Consider the following 18,111-nt stretch of genomic DNA (forward strand, 5'->3'; position numbering starts at 1 on the left):
AACAATTTTTTTAAAAAACTTAAAATTGTCACGATTATCACGCTCCGCCGGCCTCAGCCCCGGGACGGAGGCAGGTCTCAGCCCCCCGGGAGGCCGGATTTACAGCTGCGGATTGATGCGCGGCGCAGGCCATTTCTTTTACGATGAAGTCATCGAAAATGAATGGCGGGGAGCGGAAAACACAATGAATGAAGCTTATGCATCCACTGAACCTGAAACCAAATTGACGGCCAACAAGCCGTTCATGCTGCTGATTGCAGCACAGCTGATCTCCAATGTAGGGGACTGGCTGCACCTGCTGGCGCTGCTGACCATGGTCGGCCTCCGCTGGCAGGCTACGCCCTGGGAGATTACGGCGATGTCGCTTAGCATGGCTGTTCCGATGCTGCTCGGAGGACCGCTGTCCGGTTACTTGAGCGATGCACTGGACCGCAAAAAACTGATGATCGGCTCTGACCTTATCCGGGCCGGGATAGTATTCGCCCTTGTGTTTGCGGGCTCGCTCTGGCAGGTATATCTTCTGCTCATCGCCAAGGGCTTCATGGACGTCCTCTTCTCACCAGCCAAGAGCGGCAAGCTGAAGGAACTGGTCCCTGCAAAGCAGATGGATCAGGCTATGGCGCTCAGCTCCTCGATTGAGCAGATTACCAAGATTGCCGGTCCGGCGCTCGGGGGGATGCTGGTTGCCGCCTTCGGCATTTCTGCCTGCTTCCTCATTGATTCGGCCAGCTATGTGGTTTCGGCGCTTATTCTGCTCGCCGTTCCTCATGCCGGCAAGTACAAGACCCGCAGAGAGGACGCTGAGAACAAAGCACAGGAACAGCGGAGCGGCTTCTTCCGCGAAGCGGGGGCCGGCCTGCGCTTTATCGGCAGCATGCCGGCGGTGCTCAGCGGGGTGTCTATGCTGGTCGCCGTGCTGCTGGTGCTGCAGGTGGCCGATTCGCAGACGGTCATACTGTTCCGGGACATTCCGGGTGTCAGCGAAGATCTGCTCGGCTGGTGCATTGCCGCCAGCGGCTTCGGTACGCTGATTTCAGCGATAGCGGTGGGCAAGCGCGGAAGCGGCAAGCGCCCGCTTGCCGTCATGGGCGCCGGAGCGGTATTGATGGGCATCGTCTTTGCCGTGGCCAGCCTGGTTACCGCCTTCGGCGAGGCCGGCCTGTGGATGTACATTACGCTGTTCGGCGCATTTGCATTAGCCGGCGCCGGGGCGGGACTGGTCTTCATTCCCTTCAACTCGATGCTGCTGCAGCGGACGCCGGAGGCTTATACCGGCCGGGTGTTCGGAACAGTGAACAGCCTTACCAGCGCGGCGGTCATCCTGGGACCGGTGGCGGGCGGAGCCCTCGTCACCGCTGCGGGGCCGGTAGTTGCCTTTGTGTGCTCCGGTGTATTGGCGGCGCTATTGGGGGCCGCCATCCTGGTAATGCGCTCCGGCATTGAGCGCCGGGATCACCGGGCCGCTTCAAGGCTGCAGGAGACAGCGGGTCAGGCAATGGCGTAGGAGCTGAGTTGCAGCAAGGCAGGACAAGGCAGGACAAGGCAGGCAAGAGTTCCGTTTAACGGAGCCCTTGCCGCTTTGACGTTGTCACGGCTGAAACGGCATTGCCGGAGAATCCGTAGTGTACTGCATATTTTCCGGAATATCCGTATAATGGATAGATCAAGGAACCGATGGGAAGGGTGACAGCAATGGACGAGACCAAAGCGGCGCCGGCGGAGACTCCCGGCGCTTTTCAGGCCGCAGCAGTACAGGAGCGGCTTTCCGGCATCGTGCTGGATGTCGACATCAGCGAAGCGGGTTATGAAGCCGGAGACAAGCGGATCTCCGGAATTTCTTTTGAGGTGCGGCAGGGTGAGCTGCTGGGGCTGATCGGGCCCAACGGTGCAGGCAAGAGCACCACGATCAAGGCGATACTCGGCCTGCTGAAGCATTCCAAGGCCAAGGTAAGCATCGGCGGAGAGAACAAATCCTATGCTTACGTTCCGGAGCAGCCGGTATTCTATGAGGATTTGACGCTGTGGGAGCACTTGGACCTGGCCGCAGCCGCCTACGGGCTGCCGTATGAATCCTTCGCTGCCTCTGCGGAGAAGCTGCTGCAGCAGTTCGGCATGGACCATGTGCGCCATGATCTCCCGGCCGGGTTCTCCAAGGGCATGAAGCAGAAGATGATGCTGATGCTCGGGTTCCTGGTGGAGCCGGATATCTATATTGTGGACGAGCCTTTTATCGGGCTGGACCCGCGCGCAACCAAGGATTTCCTGAAGCTGCTGGAGGCCGAGCGCCAGCGCGGGGCAGGCGTGCTGATGTCCACACATGTGCTGGATACGGCTGAGAAAATTTGCGATAGCTTTGTGTTGATTTCGGGAGGCATCATGCGGGCGACCGGAACACTGGAGGATATCCGGACAGAGGCCGGGCTGCCGGAGGGGTCGTTGTTTGATTGCTTCGACCTGCTGGCGTGAGCCGGCCCGAAGGGGCCGTGAGGCCGGATACGGTAAACGCCGGCAAAGCCGGCTATGCCCTGCCGGATGCGCCGCGCCTGTTCCGCCAGAGGCTCTTCGCCCACTGGCGGGAGCAATACCGGATGATCCGCATGGTGGCTGACTGGATCGTGCTGCTGTACATTATTGTTCCCGGGCTGCTGCTCGGCGGCCGCATCTATTTCGGGTTCTGGAACGGCGAAGCCATCGGCTGGACAGCGCATGTGCCGTTCGCGCTGATTCCCGCGGCGCTCACCGTACTCCTCGCTACCGGGGGCCTGCTGCTGCTGGTCCGCGAAGCAGATTCGCTCTTCCTGCTGCAGCGGCGGCAGTGGATCAGCAGCTTGATGCTGCGGAGCATCCTGTATAGTCTTGGAGTAACCGCAGTGAAGATCGGCGCCGCCTTTGTGCTGCTGCTGCCTTTCATCATCAAGGGCTACGGTGTAGCTCCGGCTGCGGCCTGGGCTCTGCTGGCCCTGACAGTAAGCTGCGGGCTAAGCACCAAACTGCTGGTTCACCTGATCAGGGTGAGCCGGCAGGGGCTGGGCCGGCAGCTGTGGCTGATCCTGGCGCTGCTCCTGTCCTGCGGCAGCTATCTGTATGCGGCCCTGGCCTGGGAGAACCGGCCTTGGCTGCTTGCCGCTGCGGCCCTGCTGTATGCGGCGGTTACCCTGTGGGCAATCCGGCACCGGCTGACGCTCCAGGGGACCTTCATGCAGGATGTCCGCGAGAGCTTGAAGCAGCGGATGCGCATCGCCTCCCTTATGCTGGCTCAGGTCGTCGATAAACCGCGGCCCACGCGCCACAAGCCGTGGATCTTCCGCCGGTCGCAGCCGCTGCTTGCTTCCCGGAAGCCGGAGGCCCGCTTCTGTGCTGCAGGCATCAAGGCCTTCATCCGCAATCCCGGCCATCTGAAGCTGTATCTGCAGTTTACCGGCGTAGGGCTTGGCGCCGTCCTGATTGTGCCATCCTGGCTATTCCTGCTGAAATGGCTGATCTTTCTGGTGCTGACTACGCTGATGGCCTATTGGCTGTCCTCATACTGGCTGGTCTTTGCCGGCGATGACTATATCGGCATCCTGCCGTTTACCAAAACGCAGAAGGCCGACACCGGGACCAGGCTGCTGCAGCTGCTGATCCAGCCGTTCTCCGTGCTCTGTGCAGCGGCGGTGTGCATCCCGCTCTACGGCTGGCTGGGCCTGCTGCTCTTTATCCCTGCAGGCCTCCTTGCCGGATACATTGCAGCCTCGGCATTCAGTACGTTCCGCTTCTCAAGATAAACCACAAGCAGCCATGCCCCGGTCCGGAGAGCATGGCTGCTTTACCATAACAGATTAAGCTTGCGCAGCGCTCTTGCCTGCGTTATACCCTGTGGAGAAGGCGGCCGTAATATTGTAGCCTCCAGTGTACCCGTGGATATCGAGGATTTCACCGCAGAAATACAGTCCCTGCATGAACTTGGACTCCATCGTCTTCGGATCGATTTCCTTCAGGTTCACTCCGCCGCCCGTCACAAAAGCCTCCTCAATCGACAGCGTGCCGTAGACCCGGATCGGGAACCGCTTAATGCTCCGGGCAAGCTCCAGCCATTCCTGCTTCGGGATATTGTCATAAGTCAGCGTCTCGGACAGGCCCGACATCTGCAGCAGATAAGGAATCATTTTCTCCGGCAGATACCCCTTGAGCACATTCTTTACCGACTTTTTGGGGTCCGCCTTGGCCAGCCGCAGCGTTTCGCCGTAGATGTCATCGCTGCTCTTATCCGGCAGCAGATCGATGGAGACCTCAATATTTCCGGTGCCGAACTGCTTCAGCGCCTTCACGACAAATTGGCTGCACCGCAGGGCAATGGGGCCCGAAATGCCGAAATGCGTGAACAGCATATCCCCGCGATGCTCGATCAGCTTTTTACCCTTCGGATTCCATACGGAAAGCGACACATCCCTCAGGGAGAGACCCTGCAATTCCTTGGACTGGATAAAAGGTTCATTAGAGGTAAGCGGGACCTCGGTCGGGAAAAGCTCCGTAATCGTATGCCCGGCTTTCTGCGCCCAGGCATATCCGTCTCCGGTTGAGCCGGTCTGGGGGACCGATTTTCCGCCCGAAGCAATGATTACGCTGCTGCACTGGATGATTTCGCCGCTCTTAAGGCGCACACCGGTCACTTTATTATTGTCGTAAAGCACATCCTCCACAGGGGTGTTCAATTGGATTTGGGCGCCTTGCTTCCGGACCTGGTTGACAAGCGTATCGACCACCGTCTTGGCCTTGTCGCTGACGGGAAACATCCGTCCGTTGTCTTCTTCCTTAAGCCGGATGCCCAGGTTCTCGAAGAATGCGATAATGTCTTTATTATTGAAGTTCGAGAAGGCGCTGTAGAGGAAACGCCCATTTCCCGGAATATACTTAATCAGCTCGTCGATCTCTTTGTTGTTGGTCACATTGCACCGGCCGCCGCCGGAGATTCCGAGCTTACGCCCCAGTTTGTTTCCTTTCTCCAGCAGAAGGACACGCTTTCCGCCTTCGCCTGCCGCAATGGCAGCCATCAATCCGGCAGAGCCGCCCCCGATAATCACCACATCAACCATTGTTAAAATACACCGTCCTATCCATTCGCGCGTTTGCTGACAATTTTCGCTACTGGCATCATACCACTCCCGCCCGCACGCAGCCAAACCGGGGGGAACCGCTAACGGAAATTCGTTGTCAGAAATGCCTGCCTATGCTTTAATTTAAAGACAAAGGATATTTTGTCCAACTCGGGGAGTGATTGCAATTAATGAGGCGGTAAAGGATATTTTATTGCAAATATCGGCTGCTAGCTCCTTCATGCTGTTGTTTCAATGGCGGTTAATCCAGGAATATTTGACCCGCCGGAACCGCTGCTTTCCGGATGAGCAATCCTTTCTGACGATCTGCTGCGCCCTGGGCGTAACCTTCTGCACCATTCTCTCCACGACGCTGTTTGACGTAATATATCTGAATTTGGCGGTTCTGCCGGCCTGCATTGGGGCTTTGTACGGCCACCGGCGTTCGGGGCTGAGCCTGGCGGGCTTTTTTTTATTGTGTACCGTCTTGTTCTCCCGGCCGCCCGGCCTCGACCATTTCCTGATTGATTCGGGACTGCTGGCGTTTCCGCTGGTGTTTGCCCTCGCCCCGTCCTTTAAGCGGAGTCCGCTGCCGCACAAGATCGGGATATTTCTGATTGTCTTGTTTCCCACTATCTTAGCTGTGCTGCTGGAACCGTATCTATGGTCCGGCCATTCCATTTATGACACGACTCCGGATGAGCTGCTGCTGATTATGGCTTACCTCTGCCTGACTACTGTGCTGGGCGGGGTGTTCATCTATTTTATCGAAACCGCTTGGGATCAACTGCAGAGCAAAACGCAGATGAAGGACATCTCGGAGCAGTTCCGCTGGGAGTCGCATAAGCTGCGGCAGATTACCGATGCGGCCGGGCTGAATATTATGGCACTTGACAACCGGGGATATGTAACGGAGCTGAATGAATATATGCTGGATTTGATCCGGCTGCATAATCCGGATTTGACCCGGGAGATGATTTTGTCGCGATCAGTATGTGAAATCTTCAACAAAACGATCGACGACCAGACCTTTGACCGGCTGAAGACGATTGTCCGCAACAACCAGCGCTCTAATGCCAAGCTGCAGTACGATTCCCGGACCTATCAGGTGTACACCGCACCGCTGCGGCATAATTCGGGAGCTCTGGCCGGCAACGTGCTGATCGTTCAGGACCTGACCGAAGAGGAGAAAATGCGGACAGAGCTGGACAATGTGGAGCGGCTGACGCTCGTCGGTCAGATGGCAGCCGGCATTACCCATGAGATCCGCAATCCGATGGCTGTCGTACGCGGCTTCCTGCAGCTGATGCGCGAGAAAAGCCCTTCCGACCTCGACTCCTACTACCAGATCGTGATGGATGAGCTGGACCGGGCCAACGGCATTATCAATGACTTCCTTTCGCTGGCCCAGAGCCGGATTTCCGATATGGAGCCGGTACAGCTGCACTCGGTCATCGAAGACCTCGGCCCCTTGCTGTGGGCGGATGCCAACCTGCGGGGGCAGACGGTGGAGCTGAAGCTGAGCGGTGAGCTGCCCCGGCTGCATCTGAACGTCAGGGAGATCAAGCAGCTGGTGCTGAACCTGGCCCGCAACGCTATGGAAGCGATGGAGGCCAAAGGCGTGCTGACGCTGGAAACGCGGCTGACCGGGGAGCAGGTCGAGCTGGTCATCAGGGATACCGGAAGCGGGATTCCGCAGAGCCAGCTGGAGAATTTGTTTGTGCCCTTTTTTACGACAAAATCACATGGCACCGGCCTGGGCCTGTCCTTATGCCTGAGCATTGTGGAGCGGCACGGCGGCAAAATTGCGGTAGCCTCCGAAGAAGGATACGGGACAGAGTTCACCGTCAGCTTTCCTTGCCAGACGGCGGACCTGCCGCTGGAGATCAACGGCTGATCCGCTAGCGGAAGTGTAGGGCAGGCAGGCTCTTTACCGGAGGTCCGGGGGAGGGCAAGGGCTGGAATTCTAAAACCCTTCGCTGTTACGGCAAAAGCTCAACATATAATCTGAAGACAGACGGTTCCCCGGCCGCTCCCCTCCTTGCTTTCGCAGAGTATGCATGTATAATAAAGTTAGTTAAAAGGTAAAGGAGAGTGCAGGAAATGTCCATGTCATTCCATCAATATATGAGAGATTCCATTCAACCTATGCGTGACGATCTGACCAGCATCGGGTTCCAGGAGCTGCTTACACCCGAAGAGGTCGAAGCTGCGTTGCCGGCCGCCAAAGGCACAGCGCTCGTTGTTGTCAATTCCGTATGCGGCTGTGCAGCCGGCCAATGCCGTCCCGGCGTAGCCCAGGCGCTGCAGAATGAAGTGCTGCCCGACCATCTGTTCACCGTATTCGCGGGCCAGGAGAAGGAAGCTACAGCCAAGGCGCGCGAATATTTTGCGCCGTATCCGCCTTCTTCGCCTTCGATCGCGCTGATGAAGGACGGAGAACTCGTCCACTTCATCGAACGCTCCGGCGTGGAAGACCGTTCGGCTGCCGAAATTGCCGCAGAACTCCAGGATGTATTCAACCGCTACTGCCAATAATCTGGCATAAGCAGGCACAGGGAGCGAAGAATCTCGCAGGTCCGGGCTATTCGGCCCCCTGCGGGATTTTTTTTGATTAGAAAAAGTTATATGAGTGTACAAGGTAATTATGATAACTTCATGCTACGAAACGGAGGGTGTCCTATGAGTATGCAGCAGGAGATTATTGCCGCCTTGGGCGTCAAACCGGTGATTGATCCGGAGGCCGAGGTGCGCAGTCGCGTCGATTTTCTGAAAGCCTATGTGCGGCAGGCGAAGGCCCAGGGCCTCCTGATCGCCATCAGCGGCGGTGTGGACAGCGCAGTGGCCGCCGGACTCTGCAAGCGGGCAACCGATGAGCTGACAGCGGAGGCCGGCAGGGAATTCATCACCTTGGGCGTGTACCAGCCTTACGGCGTGCAGGAGGATATTGCGCACAGCTATGCGGTGGCTGAAGCCTTTGGCTTGACCCATACGGTGGAGACGAACATTGAAGAGGCCGTGGATGAGATTGCGCTGGAGGTGGAACACAGCCTCAAAGCGTTGGGGCAATCCCGCCACATTACCTACCAGGGTAAGGGGAATGTGAAAGCGAGAACGCGCATGGTGATGCAGTATGCGCTCGCTTTTGAGCATAACCTGCTTGTGGTCGGCACAGATCATGCCTCCGAAGCCATTGCCGGATTCTACACCAAGTGGGGCGACGGCGCTGTCGACATTACGCCGATGTCCACGCTGAACAAGCGGCAGGTCCGCCAAGTGGCGGCCTATCTCGGCGTGCCTGCCGAGATTATCGGCAAAGCGCCGACGGCGGGACTGTGGCCCGGACAGACGGACGAAGCCGAGCTGGGCGTAACGTACGATGAGAACAGCGACTATCTGGAGGGCAAGCCGGTGGCGCCCGAAGCGGCCGCCAAGCTGGAGGCCCACTACCGGAGAACGGCGCATAAACGGAACGTAATTCCGGGGATTTAGGGACCCGGAGGATGCTCCAGGAGACGGGAGCGGTCGGACCGCAGGGAGGGGTGGCGAGACGGCGTGGTTGCCGGAGGAAAGGGGCTCCAAGTGCTCAAAGTGCTCAAAGTGCTCTAAGAGCTCCGCGCTTATGCTGATTCAGGCCCCGGGTGCTTCCGCCCACTCCTGAGATTGTATTTTGTACAACAGAATGGGACATTTTTAGCCGGAAAAACATAATCTATTGCAGTTTATACATTAGATTTGAGCTATAAATGAACAAAGGCCACCTTTGACAGAATTCTTTTGTACAAAATGCAGCAGAACAGCTTCTGGGCCGGATAACGGGCAATTCTGTTGCAGAAAGTGCAGCTGATTCACTTCCGACGGAAATGGACCGCGCTTCGTATAAAGCACCTTGACTAAATAACCGGAGAACCGCCGGAAGCCGCTGCTGAGAGCAGAGACCGACCGGCGGTTCCTTTTGTGTGAATGGAAGAAAGTAATCAGGTGAGAAATGGCGATCTGTATGTTACAATCACCCGGCCAAGACCCGAGTGATAAAATCCTGCGTAGCTGCAATAGCCTGCTCCAGCTGCGGCGTTGTCCCGGCGAACGGATGCACCGTTCCAAAGGTATGGTTGCCGCCGGGAATCTGCACCCAGGCAATATCCGGCCGCAGGCCGGTAAGCTGCCGGGAGCCGTGGCGCAGATGGGCTCCGTCTTCGCTTCCCTGGATCAGGACGGCCGGGAATCCGGCATGCTCCATCCGGGCAAGCAGATCGTACCGCCGGGCGTTCCGCTCCAGGTCCTGCAGCAATACAAGGTCGAGCGGCATCTGCTGGCCGGTACGGCTGTTCAGCACATGGCTGCGGCTGTTCTCGAGAAGCTCGCGTTTCTGCTCATCGCTGAGCAGATCCAGATTCGTTACCCCATTCCAGGATATAACGCCGCCTATCTCTTCCGGGTGCTCCAGCGCATATAACAGGGAAAGCCCCCCGCCAAGGCTGTGTCCCAGTAAGAACAAGGGCAGGGCGCCGAATTTGGGGTGCTGGCTGAGGTAAGAGAGCAGGATCTCCATATCCTTGAGCGACCGGCTGACGGTGTTGCGGGCGAATTTGTCCAGCTCGGTGAACTGCTCGGGGTCCTCTCCAATTCCCCCATGCGAAAAATTGAAGGTAATTACCTCATGCTTCCGGCTGAGTTCGCCGGCCACATAAGGGAACATGCCCCAGTCTTTGAAGCCTTTAAAGCCGTGGGCGATGACGATCAGGCTGCTCGCCCGGCTTTGTGCGGGGAAATGCGAGCAGCGCAGTACGGCATCTTCTCCTGCAGGCAATTGAAAATTTCGGTTCACAGGCGGTTCGCCTCTCTTTCCTATTCGCAAGTAATAGAATCTATGGCAAATATATAGCTATAGCTGAATGATTATATGGCGACTATAATGATATAAACCACAGCAGACAAATATTAATATATGAAGATCATACCATTAGTAAAGCGGTTAAGCATAGAGAACACATTGTAATTGTTTCCAGAAAGGCTGCCGCGGGGAGTGGAGATTAATGATTTACGGAATTGGACATGATGTGCTGGAAATTGCCCGGATCGGCAGCCTGCTCGGCAAAACTTCGGGGATGAAGATTCTCCGGCGCATTCTTACCACGGACGAGCTTGAGCTCGCCGGGCAGAGAAGCGGAAGGCTCGCGGAGTTCGCCGCCGGGCGCTTCGCCGCCAAGGAGGCCGTCGTCAAAGCGCTGGGCTGCGGCATCGGCAGCACGGTGGGCTTTCAGGATATCAGTATCCTGCCGGATGCCCAGGGCAAACCTGCGGTCCATCTGTCAGCAGCAGCCTGGGAGCGCTTGGGAATGACGGACGGCGGGTTCGTGATTCATGTGACAATCACACATACCCGCGAGCTGGCCTCGGCGTTTGCCCTGGTGGAGCGCAGGCTGTGATTGATTAAAGCAACGGATGGGCAGAGGATGGAAGACTATTCCGAACCGAAAAGACGTAGATGGCTGTGATGGGAAACCGGCACCAGGTCGCTGACAGGATTAGTTGTATGGTGAGGCAGATGTTGGGCGGTGGGCGGACGCAAACACTGGAGGGCGTTAGTTGCACTCTGTACATCTAAACACTCCAAAAGGCGGGTTGGCTGCGGATAGCTGCAGTTGCTACAACTAAAACCGGTATTTTCTGCTATTGCAGCACTCTTCTGGATTATAGCTGCAGAGAGTGCAACTATTCCAAATCAGCTGCCGGGTTTCATAGAAATAAGTGTAGAAAATACAATTATGATTGAGACAGCAGCAGGGTAATATTTGTGTTAATTAGAGTTCGCGGCGAGGAGGCAAAGTATGACCGCAAAGGGACAGCAAGAGAATGGACAAACGCCGCAGAAACAGACGGGGTGGGGTACTGGAGAGCTGCTGCAAGCAGAAGCAGCAGCGGTGCAGCAATATATAGAGGACAAGCAAACTAAGCAGCCGGGAGGAGAAGCAGCGGCGGAACCTGTGCCAAAACCCACGGTAGAAGCAGCGGCGAAAGTGGCAGAATCGATGACGGACTCTGTGGTAGAACCAGAGAGAGAAGCTATGCAGGATCGGGAGATCAAGCTGTTCTTCAGCCGCCACCTGCTGGAGTGGTATCATGGGCAGAAGCGTGATCTGCCGTGGCGGCGCCACCGCAACCCGTATTATATCTGGGTGTCGGAAATCATGCTGCAGCAGACCAGAGTGGATACGGTGATTCCCTATTTCGAACGGTTCATCACGCAGTTCCCGACCGTGGAGGCGCTGGCCGACGCGCCTGAAGAAGAGGTGCTGAAGTGCTGGGAGGGCCTCGGCTACTACTCCCGCGCGCGCAATCTGCAGCAGGCTGCGAAGCAGGTGAAGGAGCAATACGGCGGACAGGTGCCGAACGACCGCGAAGCCGTATTCGGCCTGAAAGGCGTCGGCCCTTATACGGCCGGGGCCATACTCAGCATTGCCTTCAACCGCCCGGAGCCGGCGGTCGACGGCAACGTGATGCGGGTGCTGTCCCGATACTTCCTCATCGAGGATGATATCGCCAAGGGACCCACCCGCGTGAAGATGGAGCGCCTGGCGGCGGAGCTCATCCCCGAAGGGGAGGCTTCGCATTTCAACCAGGCGCTGATGGAGCTGGGCGCGCTTGTATGCACGCCGAAATCACCGCGCTGCCTCATCTGCCCGGTGATGGAGCACTGCCAGGCGCGGCTGGCGGGCTGCGAGACCGTGCTGCCCGTCAAGACCAAGGCCAAGCCGCCGCGCCCGGAAGCGCGGCTGGCGGCCCTGGTCGAAGGCCGCGGCGCACACGCGGGCCGGGTGCTCATCCGGCAGCGGCCGGCGAGCGGGCTGCTCGCCCGCATGTGGGAGCTGCCGCACTGGCCGGCGCCGCCTGCTTCGGGCGGCGCCATAGAGGCGCTGCCGCCGGAAGCGGCGGCGCAGGACCGGCTGCGCCGGTCCCTGCGGCAGGCCGGGATTCTCGCCCGGCCGGAGGCGCACTGGAAGGTGGCGGAGCACACCTTCAGCCACATCGTCTGGACCCTGCAGGTGTACCTCTGCAGGGAAGACGCACCGGCGCTGCCGCAGGCGGCGGAAGCGCCGGCAGAGTATGCGCCGGCGGTGCCTGCCGCCGAGCGCTTTGCGGACGGCGGCCTGCCGGAGGACGCCGGCGAGGTGCGCTGGATCAGCCGCCGCGAGATGGCGGACTACGCATTCCCCAATGTGTTCCTGAAGCTGCTGAATCAATACTTTGATGAGCGGGAAGCGCGGGAAGCGGGAGGGGAGTAGAGCCGGCCCGGACTGGAAGGGCCTGGACGATGCGAGTCCAGGTAGGTTGCTGAACAACAAACAACGGGCAGCTGCACTCTAGGGGGTTACCCGGATCCGCGAATAGGCTGGAGCCACCGATTGTCTCTGCACAACACGGCAGCTCCGGCATAGTGGCGGAGCTGATGATTTGTCCCAAAAGCAAAAACGGCTGTGCCTCTACATAGAGAGAGCACAGCCGTTTTCTATTAAACTCTGCGGTAAGCGGCTGTTTAAGCCGCCTCCGGATTATTTTGCGCTGTCGTAGCGTTTGCCGACTTCTTCCCAGTTCACAACGTTCCAGAAAGCTTCGATGTACGCCGGACGTTTATTCTGGTAGTTCAGGTAGTAAGCATGCTCCCATACGTCCAGGCCGAGGAGCGGAGTTGCGCCTTCACTGATCGGGCTGTCCTGGTTCGGGGTGCTGGTGATGGCGAGCTTGCCGTCTTTCACAACCAGCCAAGCCCAGCCGCTGCCGAAGCGTGTAGTAGCTGCAGCTGTGAAATCTGCTTTGAATTTATCAAATCCGCCCAGTTCGCTGTCGATCGCAGCCGCAAGTGCGCCTGTTGGTGCGCCGCCGCCGTTCGGTCCGATAACTTCCCAGAACAGTGTGTGGTTGGCATGGCCGCCGCCGTTGTTGCGTACTGCAGTGCGGATGGCTTCCGGTACGGCGTTCAGGTCGCTAAGGAGTTCTTCGATGCTCTTGTCCTGCAGCTCGGGTGCCTTTTCCAGTGCGGCGTTCAGGTTCGTCACATAGGTGTTATGGTGTCTGTCATGGTGAATTTCCATTGTCAGAGCGTCGATGTGCGGTTCAAGTGCGTTGTTTGGGTAAGGAAGTGCCGGTAATTGAAATGCCATGGAAAAATCCCTCCTGAGTTTATTGAAATTTGTATAGATAAAGAATTTTGGCCGCGCAAGTCGTCAAAATCCCTTATTGCCAAAATGCCCTACCTAATATGTACCCGTTAAGCTACTTTTATTAAACCGTATCTGGAACAATAATGCAACATTAAACAAACATAAATGTTTATAAAGTTTTTGTCCGGTGTTAACTTACGGGCAGTGTTATAGTTATGTAAAATCGAAATCTTACTGAATACCTTTACAATCTCACTTTGAAAATTTACTAAAACAAGAAATTATGCCAGCGAATATATTGAAAACGCTTCATATAAAGCGCTTTCCAAAGAAAAGTGGTGATAACGCGAGAAAAGTGTGCTTTAATAGAGATAAAAGCGGGTATTCCTCGGTTTTTTATTCTTTTTTCCTCACTTAACTGTTATGGGAACTCCTTCTTTTTGTAAAATCCAAGCCATAGAAAAGGGAGATTTAAAGAATGCACGTTCGTTCCTTCCAATTAAGCGACGTTACCCCTGTAACTGAACTGCTGCAGACCGCCTTGTCCGAAGAATGTTTCGAGAGCACGATGGAGCCCTTCTCCCGCCAGCTTTCATGGGATTCCGATCTCATTGTAGTTGCCGAGGAAGACGGAGAGATTGTCGGAGCGCTGATTGGTACGATCGAGAAGAACCATGGCTGTTATTTCCGGATTGCCATCCATCCCGATTATCGCCGCAGAGGAATCGGCCGTAGTCTGGTGAGCGCGATGGAGCACAGATTTCAGGCGCGTAAGGTCAGCGGTATTTATGTAGCCGTTGATGAGCATAACTCTTGTGCATTGCCGCTGTATGAAGCTATGGGCTACAATGAGAACCAGATTTTCAAATCGGTCCGCAAGCTCAGTATTGTTGGCTAAGAAGAAAGCGGAAACATTTGCTAATCCGTGCAGGACGTATAGCTGGACGATCGGGCCGGCTGCATGAACCAGAGTAGAGAACGATAGCGACCGGAAGGTCAATTCCATTATACTAAGCATATCTCCGTTGTCCGTTGCAAATGGCCGGGAGATATGCTTTTCTATTGTTAGGGTGTTCTGATCCCATGTGAAGCAAGAGGGTGGCCTTATGCACAGCGGATTTGAAGAAGATTATATGCGCAGCCGCAAACAGCGGTACCGCTCCGTTACTCATGGTGCTTCCCGGAGAAGAAGCAGGAATGGGTGGCTTGCGGAGCTGCGTGATTTTGGAATTACGGCTGTTGCTGTGTTTGTGCTGATGTCACTGCTCAATATATATGTATTTAATGTCTCGACAGTGATTGGCCAGTCCATGCAGCCTACCTTGCTGGAAGGCGAGAAGCTGCTGATCAGCAAGATATCGCTGCATTTCTTTAATCCCGCCCGAGGCGATGTCGTCGTGCTGCATGATCCCAGCACCGGCCTTGACCGGAAGGAATATCTCGTGAAGCGCGTTGTCGGGATCCCCGGGGATATTGTGGCCGTTAAGGACCATAAGCTGTATGTCAACGGCGCCATCGTTTCGGAGCCTTATATCGACACGGAGATTGAAGATGCTGATTTTGCCGGGCTGACCGTCAAGGCGGGTGAGTATTTCGTGCTGGGCGATAACCGCCATGCCGGAGCCAGCAAGGACAGCCGTTATTTCGGTACCGTTCCGCAAGATAGCATTGTCGGCAAGGCGCTGTTCATCTGGTGGCCGCTTTCGAGGCTGCACGGGCTTTAGAGGCTCTGTCTAAGTTAGAAGAAGGAGAGGCGGAAATGAACCTTCAGATACAGTCATCTTATGCTCCCCCGCCTTCCAGGTGGGAAGGGCTTAAGGCTGAAATTAAGGCTGCTGCAGGCGAACTGGGGATTGACGAGATCGGGTTCGCGACTGCGGAGCCGTTTCTATATTTAAAAAGCATTTTGCAGGACCACCGCGACAAAGGCTATGACTCCGGCTTCGAGGAGCCGGATCTGGACAAGCGGACGATTCCTGCGCTGCAGGGAGGCGAAGCGCGGTCGATCATCGCCATAGCCGTTGCCTATCCCTCCAAAATGGCCGACCCGCCCAAATCCGAGCCCGGTGCCCGGCGGGGCATTCTGGCCCGCGCCTCCTGGGGCCTGGATTATCATCAGGTGCTGCGCGGAGCGCTGGAGAAGCTGGAGGGCTTCATCCGCGAGCGTGTGCCGGAGGCGGTGCTGGAGAGCATGGTCGATACCGGCGTGCTAGTGGACCGGGCCGTGGCGGAGCGCGCGGGCATTGGCTTCAGCGGCAAGAACTGTGCGGTTATCTCGCCAAAGTGGGGCTCCTGGATCTATCTGGGCGAGATGGTGACGAACATTCCCTTTCCGCCGGACCAGCCGGTGGAAGAAGGCTGCGGAGACTGCACGAAATGCATCGATGCCTGTCCTACCGGTGCGCTGGTCGGTCCTGGGCAGCTTAACGCGCAGGCTTGCATTTCTTATCTTACGCAAACCAAGGGCTTCCTGAGCGAGGAGTACATGACCAAGATCGGCAACCGGCTGTACGGCTGCGACACCTGCCAGATCGTCTGCCCGCATAACCGGGGCAAGAACTGGGTGCACCGGCCGCAGCTGCAGCCTGATCCCGAGGTCGTCAAGCCGCTGCTTCTGCCGATTCTTGATCTCAGCAACCGCGAGTTCAAGGAGAAGTTCGGCCGCAGCTCCGCCGCCTGGCGCGGCAAAAAACCGATCCAGCGCAACGCGGTCATCGCGCTAGGCAACTTCCGTGAGGCTGCGGCTGTGCCGAAGCTTACGGAGATTCTGCTGCGCGATCCGCGGCCGGAAATGCGCGGCACCGCCGCCTGGGCGCTCGGCCGTATCGGCGGCAGGGAGGCACATGCGGCACTGCGGGAGGCTGACGTGCGGGAAGAAGATGCACAGGCCCGGGAATTGCTGGAGAGCGCCTTGCTGAAGCTGGAGGCTGCGGAGCTGGCAGCTTTGGAGCGGCAGCACGAAGCCGGGCAGGGGGAGACGAAGCCGGTATGAGCAGCTCAGAGGTGCAGCAGGTTTATTACAGTGAAATGAATATGACGCCCATTGGCCCGCTGACGTTGTTCGCAACGGAAGGAGGGCTGTGTCAGCTGGAATTCGGCGGAGCAGCCGCCAGCTGCGCCAGGCTGGAGCGGTGGTTCGCCGGGCAGTTCGGACATGTCGAGCTGCGGGAAAGTGACCTGCAGCTGGACGGGGTACGGCGGCAGCTAGAGGGTTATTTTGCCGGCGGACTCCGGGAATTCAGGCTTCCGCTCGATATGCGCGGGACGGACTTTCAGTTGAAGGTATGGGCGGCGCTGCAGGATATTCCTTACGGGAGTACGGTTTCCTATAAGGATATCGCCGTTAGAATCGGCAATCCCCAAGCGGTGCGGGCGGTAGGCGGAGCCAATAACCGCAATCCGGTGCCGTTAATTGTTCCATGCCACCGGGTGATCGGTGCGGGCGGCCTGATGGTCGGCTACGGCGGAGGGCTGGACATCAAAGAGACGCTGCTGCGGCATGAGGCGATTCAGGACGGTCACCTGCTCTTTTGAATGCCGCGGATTTACCAATTGCTGTCCAGTTAATGAAATGCTATGATAGACTCGCGCGCCTAAGGATTGGCGCCGTATACAAAGAGCACAGAGGTGGATTACAGATGGATATTGCATTGCCTATTATAACGCTTGTTGTGGGTCTGATCGGCGGATTTCTGATTGGTGTATGGTATCTGCGCAGACAAATGACAGCGATGCAGAATGATCCGGAAATGCTGCAGAAGGTTGCCAAGCAGATGGGCTACAACCTGAATGGAAAGCAGATGCAGCGCGCCCAGCAAATGATGAAGAACGGCAACATGGGCGGACGCGCGCCCGCGCCTGCGAACAAGGCCGGCAAGCGCAAGACTAAATAAGAATTCCGCTTATATACAGATCAGGCGGGACGGCAAGGGGGAGGTTTCATGGGGGGCTTAAAGGAATACATGAACGGCAAGGTTGCGTCGAATCGCGAACAGATCGAATACCATGTCGAGAAGATATTGGAGTTAATCGGTGAAGATACCAGCCGCGAGGGCTTGCTGGAGACGCCGGCACGGGTCACACGGATGTATGAAGAGATCTTTGGCGGTTACTCCATAGATCCCCGTGAGGCACTTGGCGTGACCTTTGACGAATCCCATGAAGAGCTGGTTATCGTAAAGGATATCGTCTATTACAGCCAGTGCGAGCACCATATGGCGCCGTTCTTCGGCAAGGTTCATATCGGCTATGTGCCGAGCGGCCGCATCGCCGGGCTCAGCAAGCTGGCCCGGCTCGTGGAAGCGGTCAGCCGGCGGCTGCAGGTGCAGGAGCGCATAACGGCGCAAATCGCCGATATTATGACCGAAGTGCTGGACCCGCACGGCGTGATGGTGGTCGTCGAAGGTGAGCACCTGTGCATGTGCGCCCGCGGGGTAAAGAAGCCCGGCAGCAAGACGGTGACTATGGCGGCCAGAGGGACCTTCCGCGAAGACGCTGCGGCGCGCGCCGAGTTCCTGGCTTTGATCAAAGAATAACGCAGCAGCGTGGTATTCGCCGGCTGCAAGCCCTATATGCAGAGAACCCTTTATCACACGCTGTGACGGAGGGTTCTCTGCTTGTGTAGAGCGTGGTAAATACTTGGCCTGCCAAGGGAGCTAGTTGGATTTCCGCCACTTAATTTGACGGTGGTTCCTGCTTTTTCAGAATTAGTTGGACAACCGCCACTTAATCAGGGCCGTTGCTTTGAGGATTGGCTAAAACGGGAGAATTAAGTGGCCAAAATCCACTAGCGTTGCATTAACCCTGACATGTAATTAGATGTTGTTTATTAAAGTATTTAAAGGGATGTTTTTACATTTGTTTTTGACTGCCAAGCT

Annotated in this window: 15 protein-coding genes and 1 pseudogene; 13 read left to right on the forward strand and 3 right to left on the reverse strand. The window is 56.9% G+C overall.

Features of this window, described 5'->3' with window-relative positions:
- Positions 1-25 precede the first annotated feature (25 nt).
- From F1381_RS27595 to F1381_RS27605, 3 genes are all read left to right on the forward strand, one after another.
- The gene (locus F1381_RS27595) at positions 26-1,504 is read left to right on the forward strand and encodes an MFS transporter (protein WP_246188215.1); all 1,479 of its coding nucleotides are present in this window, start codon (positions 26-28) and stop codon (positions 1,502-1,504) included.
- A 188-nt stretch (positions 1,505-1,692) separates the two neighbouring features.
- Positions 1,693-2,466, forward strand: coding sequence for an ABC transporter ATP-binding protein (locus F1381_RS27600; RefSeq protein ID WP_151738023.1), 774 nt, complete (start codon positions 1,693-1,695; stop codon positions 2,464-2,466).
- Positions 2,445-3,764, forward strand: a complete 1,320-nt coding sequence (locus tag F1381_RS27605) for an ABC transporter permease (RefSeq protein ID WP_151738024.1) — start codon at positions 2,445-2,447, stop codon at positions 3,762-3,764. Before F1381_RS27600 ends, F1381_RS27605 begins: the two co-directional genes overlap by 22 nt.
- Before the next feature lie 54 nt (positions 3,765-3,818).
- On the opposite strand, the gene F1381_RS27610 is transcribed toward F1381_RS27605, so the two are convergent.
- A complete protein-coding gene (locus F1381_RS27610; protein ID WP_151738025.1) occupies positions 3,819-5,072 on the reverse strand; it encodes a BaiN/RdsA family NAD(P)/FAD-dependent oxidoreductase in 1,254 nt (417 codons plus the stop codon).
- A 241-nt stretch (positions 5,073-5,313) separates the two neighbouring features.
- On the opposite strand from F1381_RS27610, the gene F1381_RS27615 reads away from it, so the two are divergent.
- The 3 genes from F1381_RS27615 (at position 5,314) to nadE (ending at position 8,564) form a co-directional block, all read left to right on the forward strand.
- Positions 5,314-6,969: a two-component system sensor histidine kinase NtrB gene (locus tag F1381_RS27615; RefSeq protein ID WP_246188216.1), complete on the forward strand. Its 1,656-nt coding sequence runs from the start codon at positions 5,314-5,316 to the stop codon at positions 6,967-6,969.
- A 206-nt stretch (positions 6,970-7,175) separates the two neighbouring features.
- Positions 7,176-7,610: a BrxA/BrxB family bacilliredoxin gene (locus tag F1381_RS27620; RefSeq protein WP_151738026.1), complete on the forward strand. Its 435-nt coding sequence runs from the start codon at positions 7,176-7,178 to the stop codon at positions 7,608-7,610.
- A 144-nt stretch (positions 7,611-7,754) separates the two neighbouring features.
- Positions 7,755-8,564: an ammonia-dependent NAD(+) synthetase gene (nadE, locus tag F1381_RS27625; protein WP_151738027.1), complete on the forward strand. Its 810-nt coding sequence runs from the start codon at positions 7,755-7,757 to the stop codon at positions 8,562-8,564.
- Between the two features lie 517 nt (positions 8,565-9,081).
- Here nadE and F1381_RS27630 read toward each other — a convergent pair.
- Positions 9,082-9,900 (reverse strand): alpha/beta hydrolase family protein, encoded by an 819-nt coding sequence (locus tag F1381_RS27630; RefSeq protein WP_151738028.1) that lies wholly within the window; start codon positions 9,898-9,900, stop codon positions 9,082-9,084.
- A gap of 208 nt (positions 9,901-10,108) precedes the next feature.
- Here F1381_RS27630 and acpS point away from each other — a divergent pair, with 208 nt between their 5' ends.
- Entirely contained in the window at positions 10,109-10,501 is a 393-nt protein-coding gene (gene acpS / locus F1381_RS27635; RefSeq protein ID WP_151738029.1) for a holo-ACP synthase, read from the forward strand.
- Between the two features lie 639 nt (positions 10,502-11,140).
- On the forward strand, positions 11,141-12,358 hold the full coding sequence (gene mutY, locus F1381_RS27640) for an A/G-specific adenine glycosylase (RefSeq protein ID WP_151738039.1): 1,218 nt from the start codon (positions 11,141-11,143) through the stop codon (positions 12,356-12,358).
- 267 nt (positions 12,359-12,625) lie between these two features.
- Here the strand turns inward: mutY and F1381_RS27645 are convergent, their stop codons facing one another.
- Positions 12,626-13,234 carry a superoxide dismutase gene (locus F1381_RS27645; RefSeq protein ID WP_151738030.1) on the reverse strand — a complete coding sequence of 203 codons (609 nt, stop codon included), beginning with the start codon at positions 13,232-13,234 and terminating at the stop codon, positions 12,626-12,628.
- Positions 13,235-13,712: 478 nt separating this feature from the next.
- Here F1381_RS27645 and F1381_RS27650 point away from each other — a divergent pair, with 478 nt between their 5' ends.
- From F1381_RS27650 to folE, 5 genes and pseudogenes are all read left to right on the forward strand, one after another.
- On the forward strand, positions 13,713-14,132 hold the full coding sequence (locus tag F1381_RS27650) for a GNAT family N-acetyltransferase (RefSeq protein WP_151738031.1): 420 nt from the start codon (positions 13,713-13,715) through the stop codon (positions 14,130-14,132).
- A 187-nt stretch (positions 14,133-14,319) separates the two neighbouring features.
- Complete coding sequence (gene lepB / locus F1381_RS27655; protein ID WP_246188217.1) at positions 14,320-14,958, forward strand: signal peptidase I; 639 nt, start codon at positions 14,320-14,322, stop codon at positions 14,956-14,958.
- Positions 14,959-14,993: 35 nt separating this feature from the next.
- Positions 14,994-16,768, forward strand: a pseudogene (gene queG, locus F1381_RS27660) (tRNA epoxyqueuosine(34) reductase QueG).
- Positions 16,769-16,872: 104 nt separating this feature from the next.
- A complete protein-coding gene (locus F1381_RS27670; protein ID WP_151738034.1) occupies positions 16,873-17,127 on the forward strand; it encodes a YneF family protein in 255 nt (84 codons plus the stop codon).
- Positions 17,128-17,175: 48 nt separating this feature from the next.
- Positions 17,176-17,769 (forward strand): GTP cyclohydrolase I FolE, encoded by a 594-nt coding sequence (gene folE, locus F1381_RS27675; RefSeq protein WP_151738035.1) that lies wholly within the window; start codon positions 17,176-17,178, stop codon positions 17,767-17,769.
- Positions 17,770-18,111 lie beyond the last annotated feature (342 nt).

It is taken from the genome of Paenibacillus tengchongensis (assembly GCF_008973665.1).
GTDB classification, from domain to species: domain Bacteria; phylum Bacillota; class Bacilli; order Paenibacillales; family Paenibacillaceae; genus Paenibacillus_AQ; species Paenibacillus_AQ tengchongensis.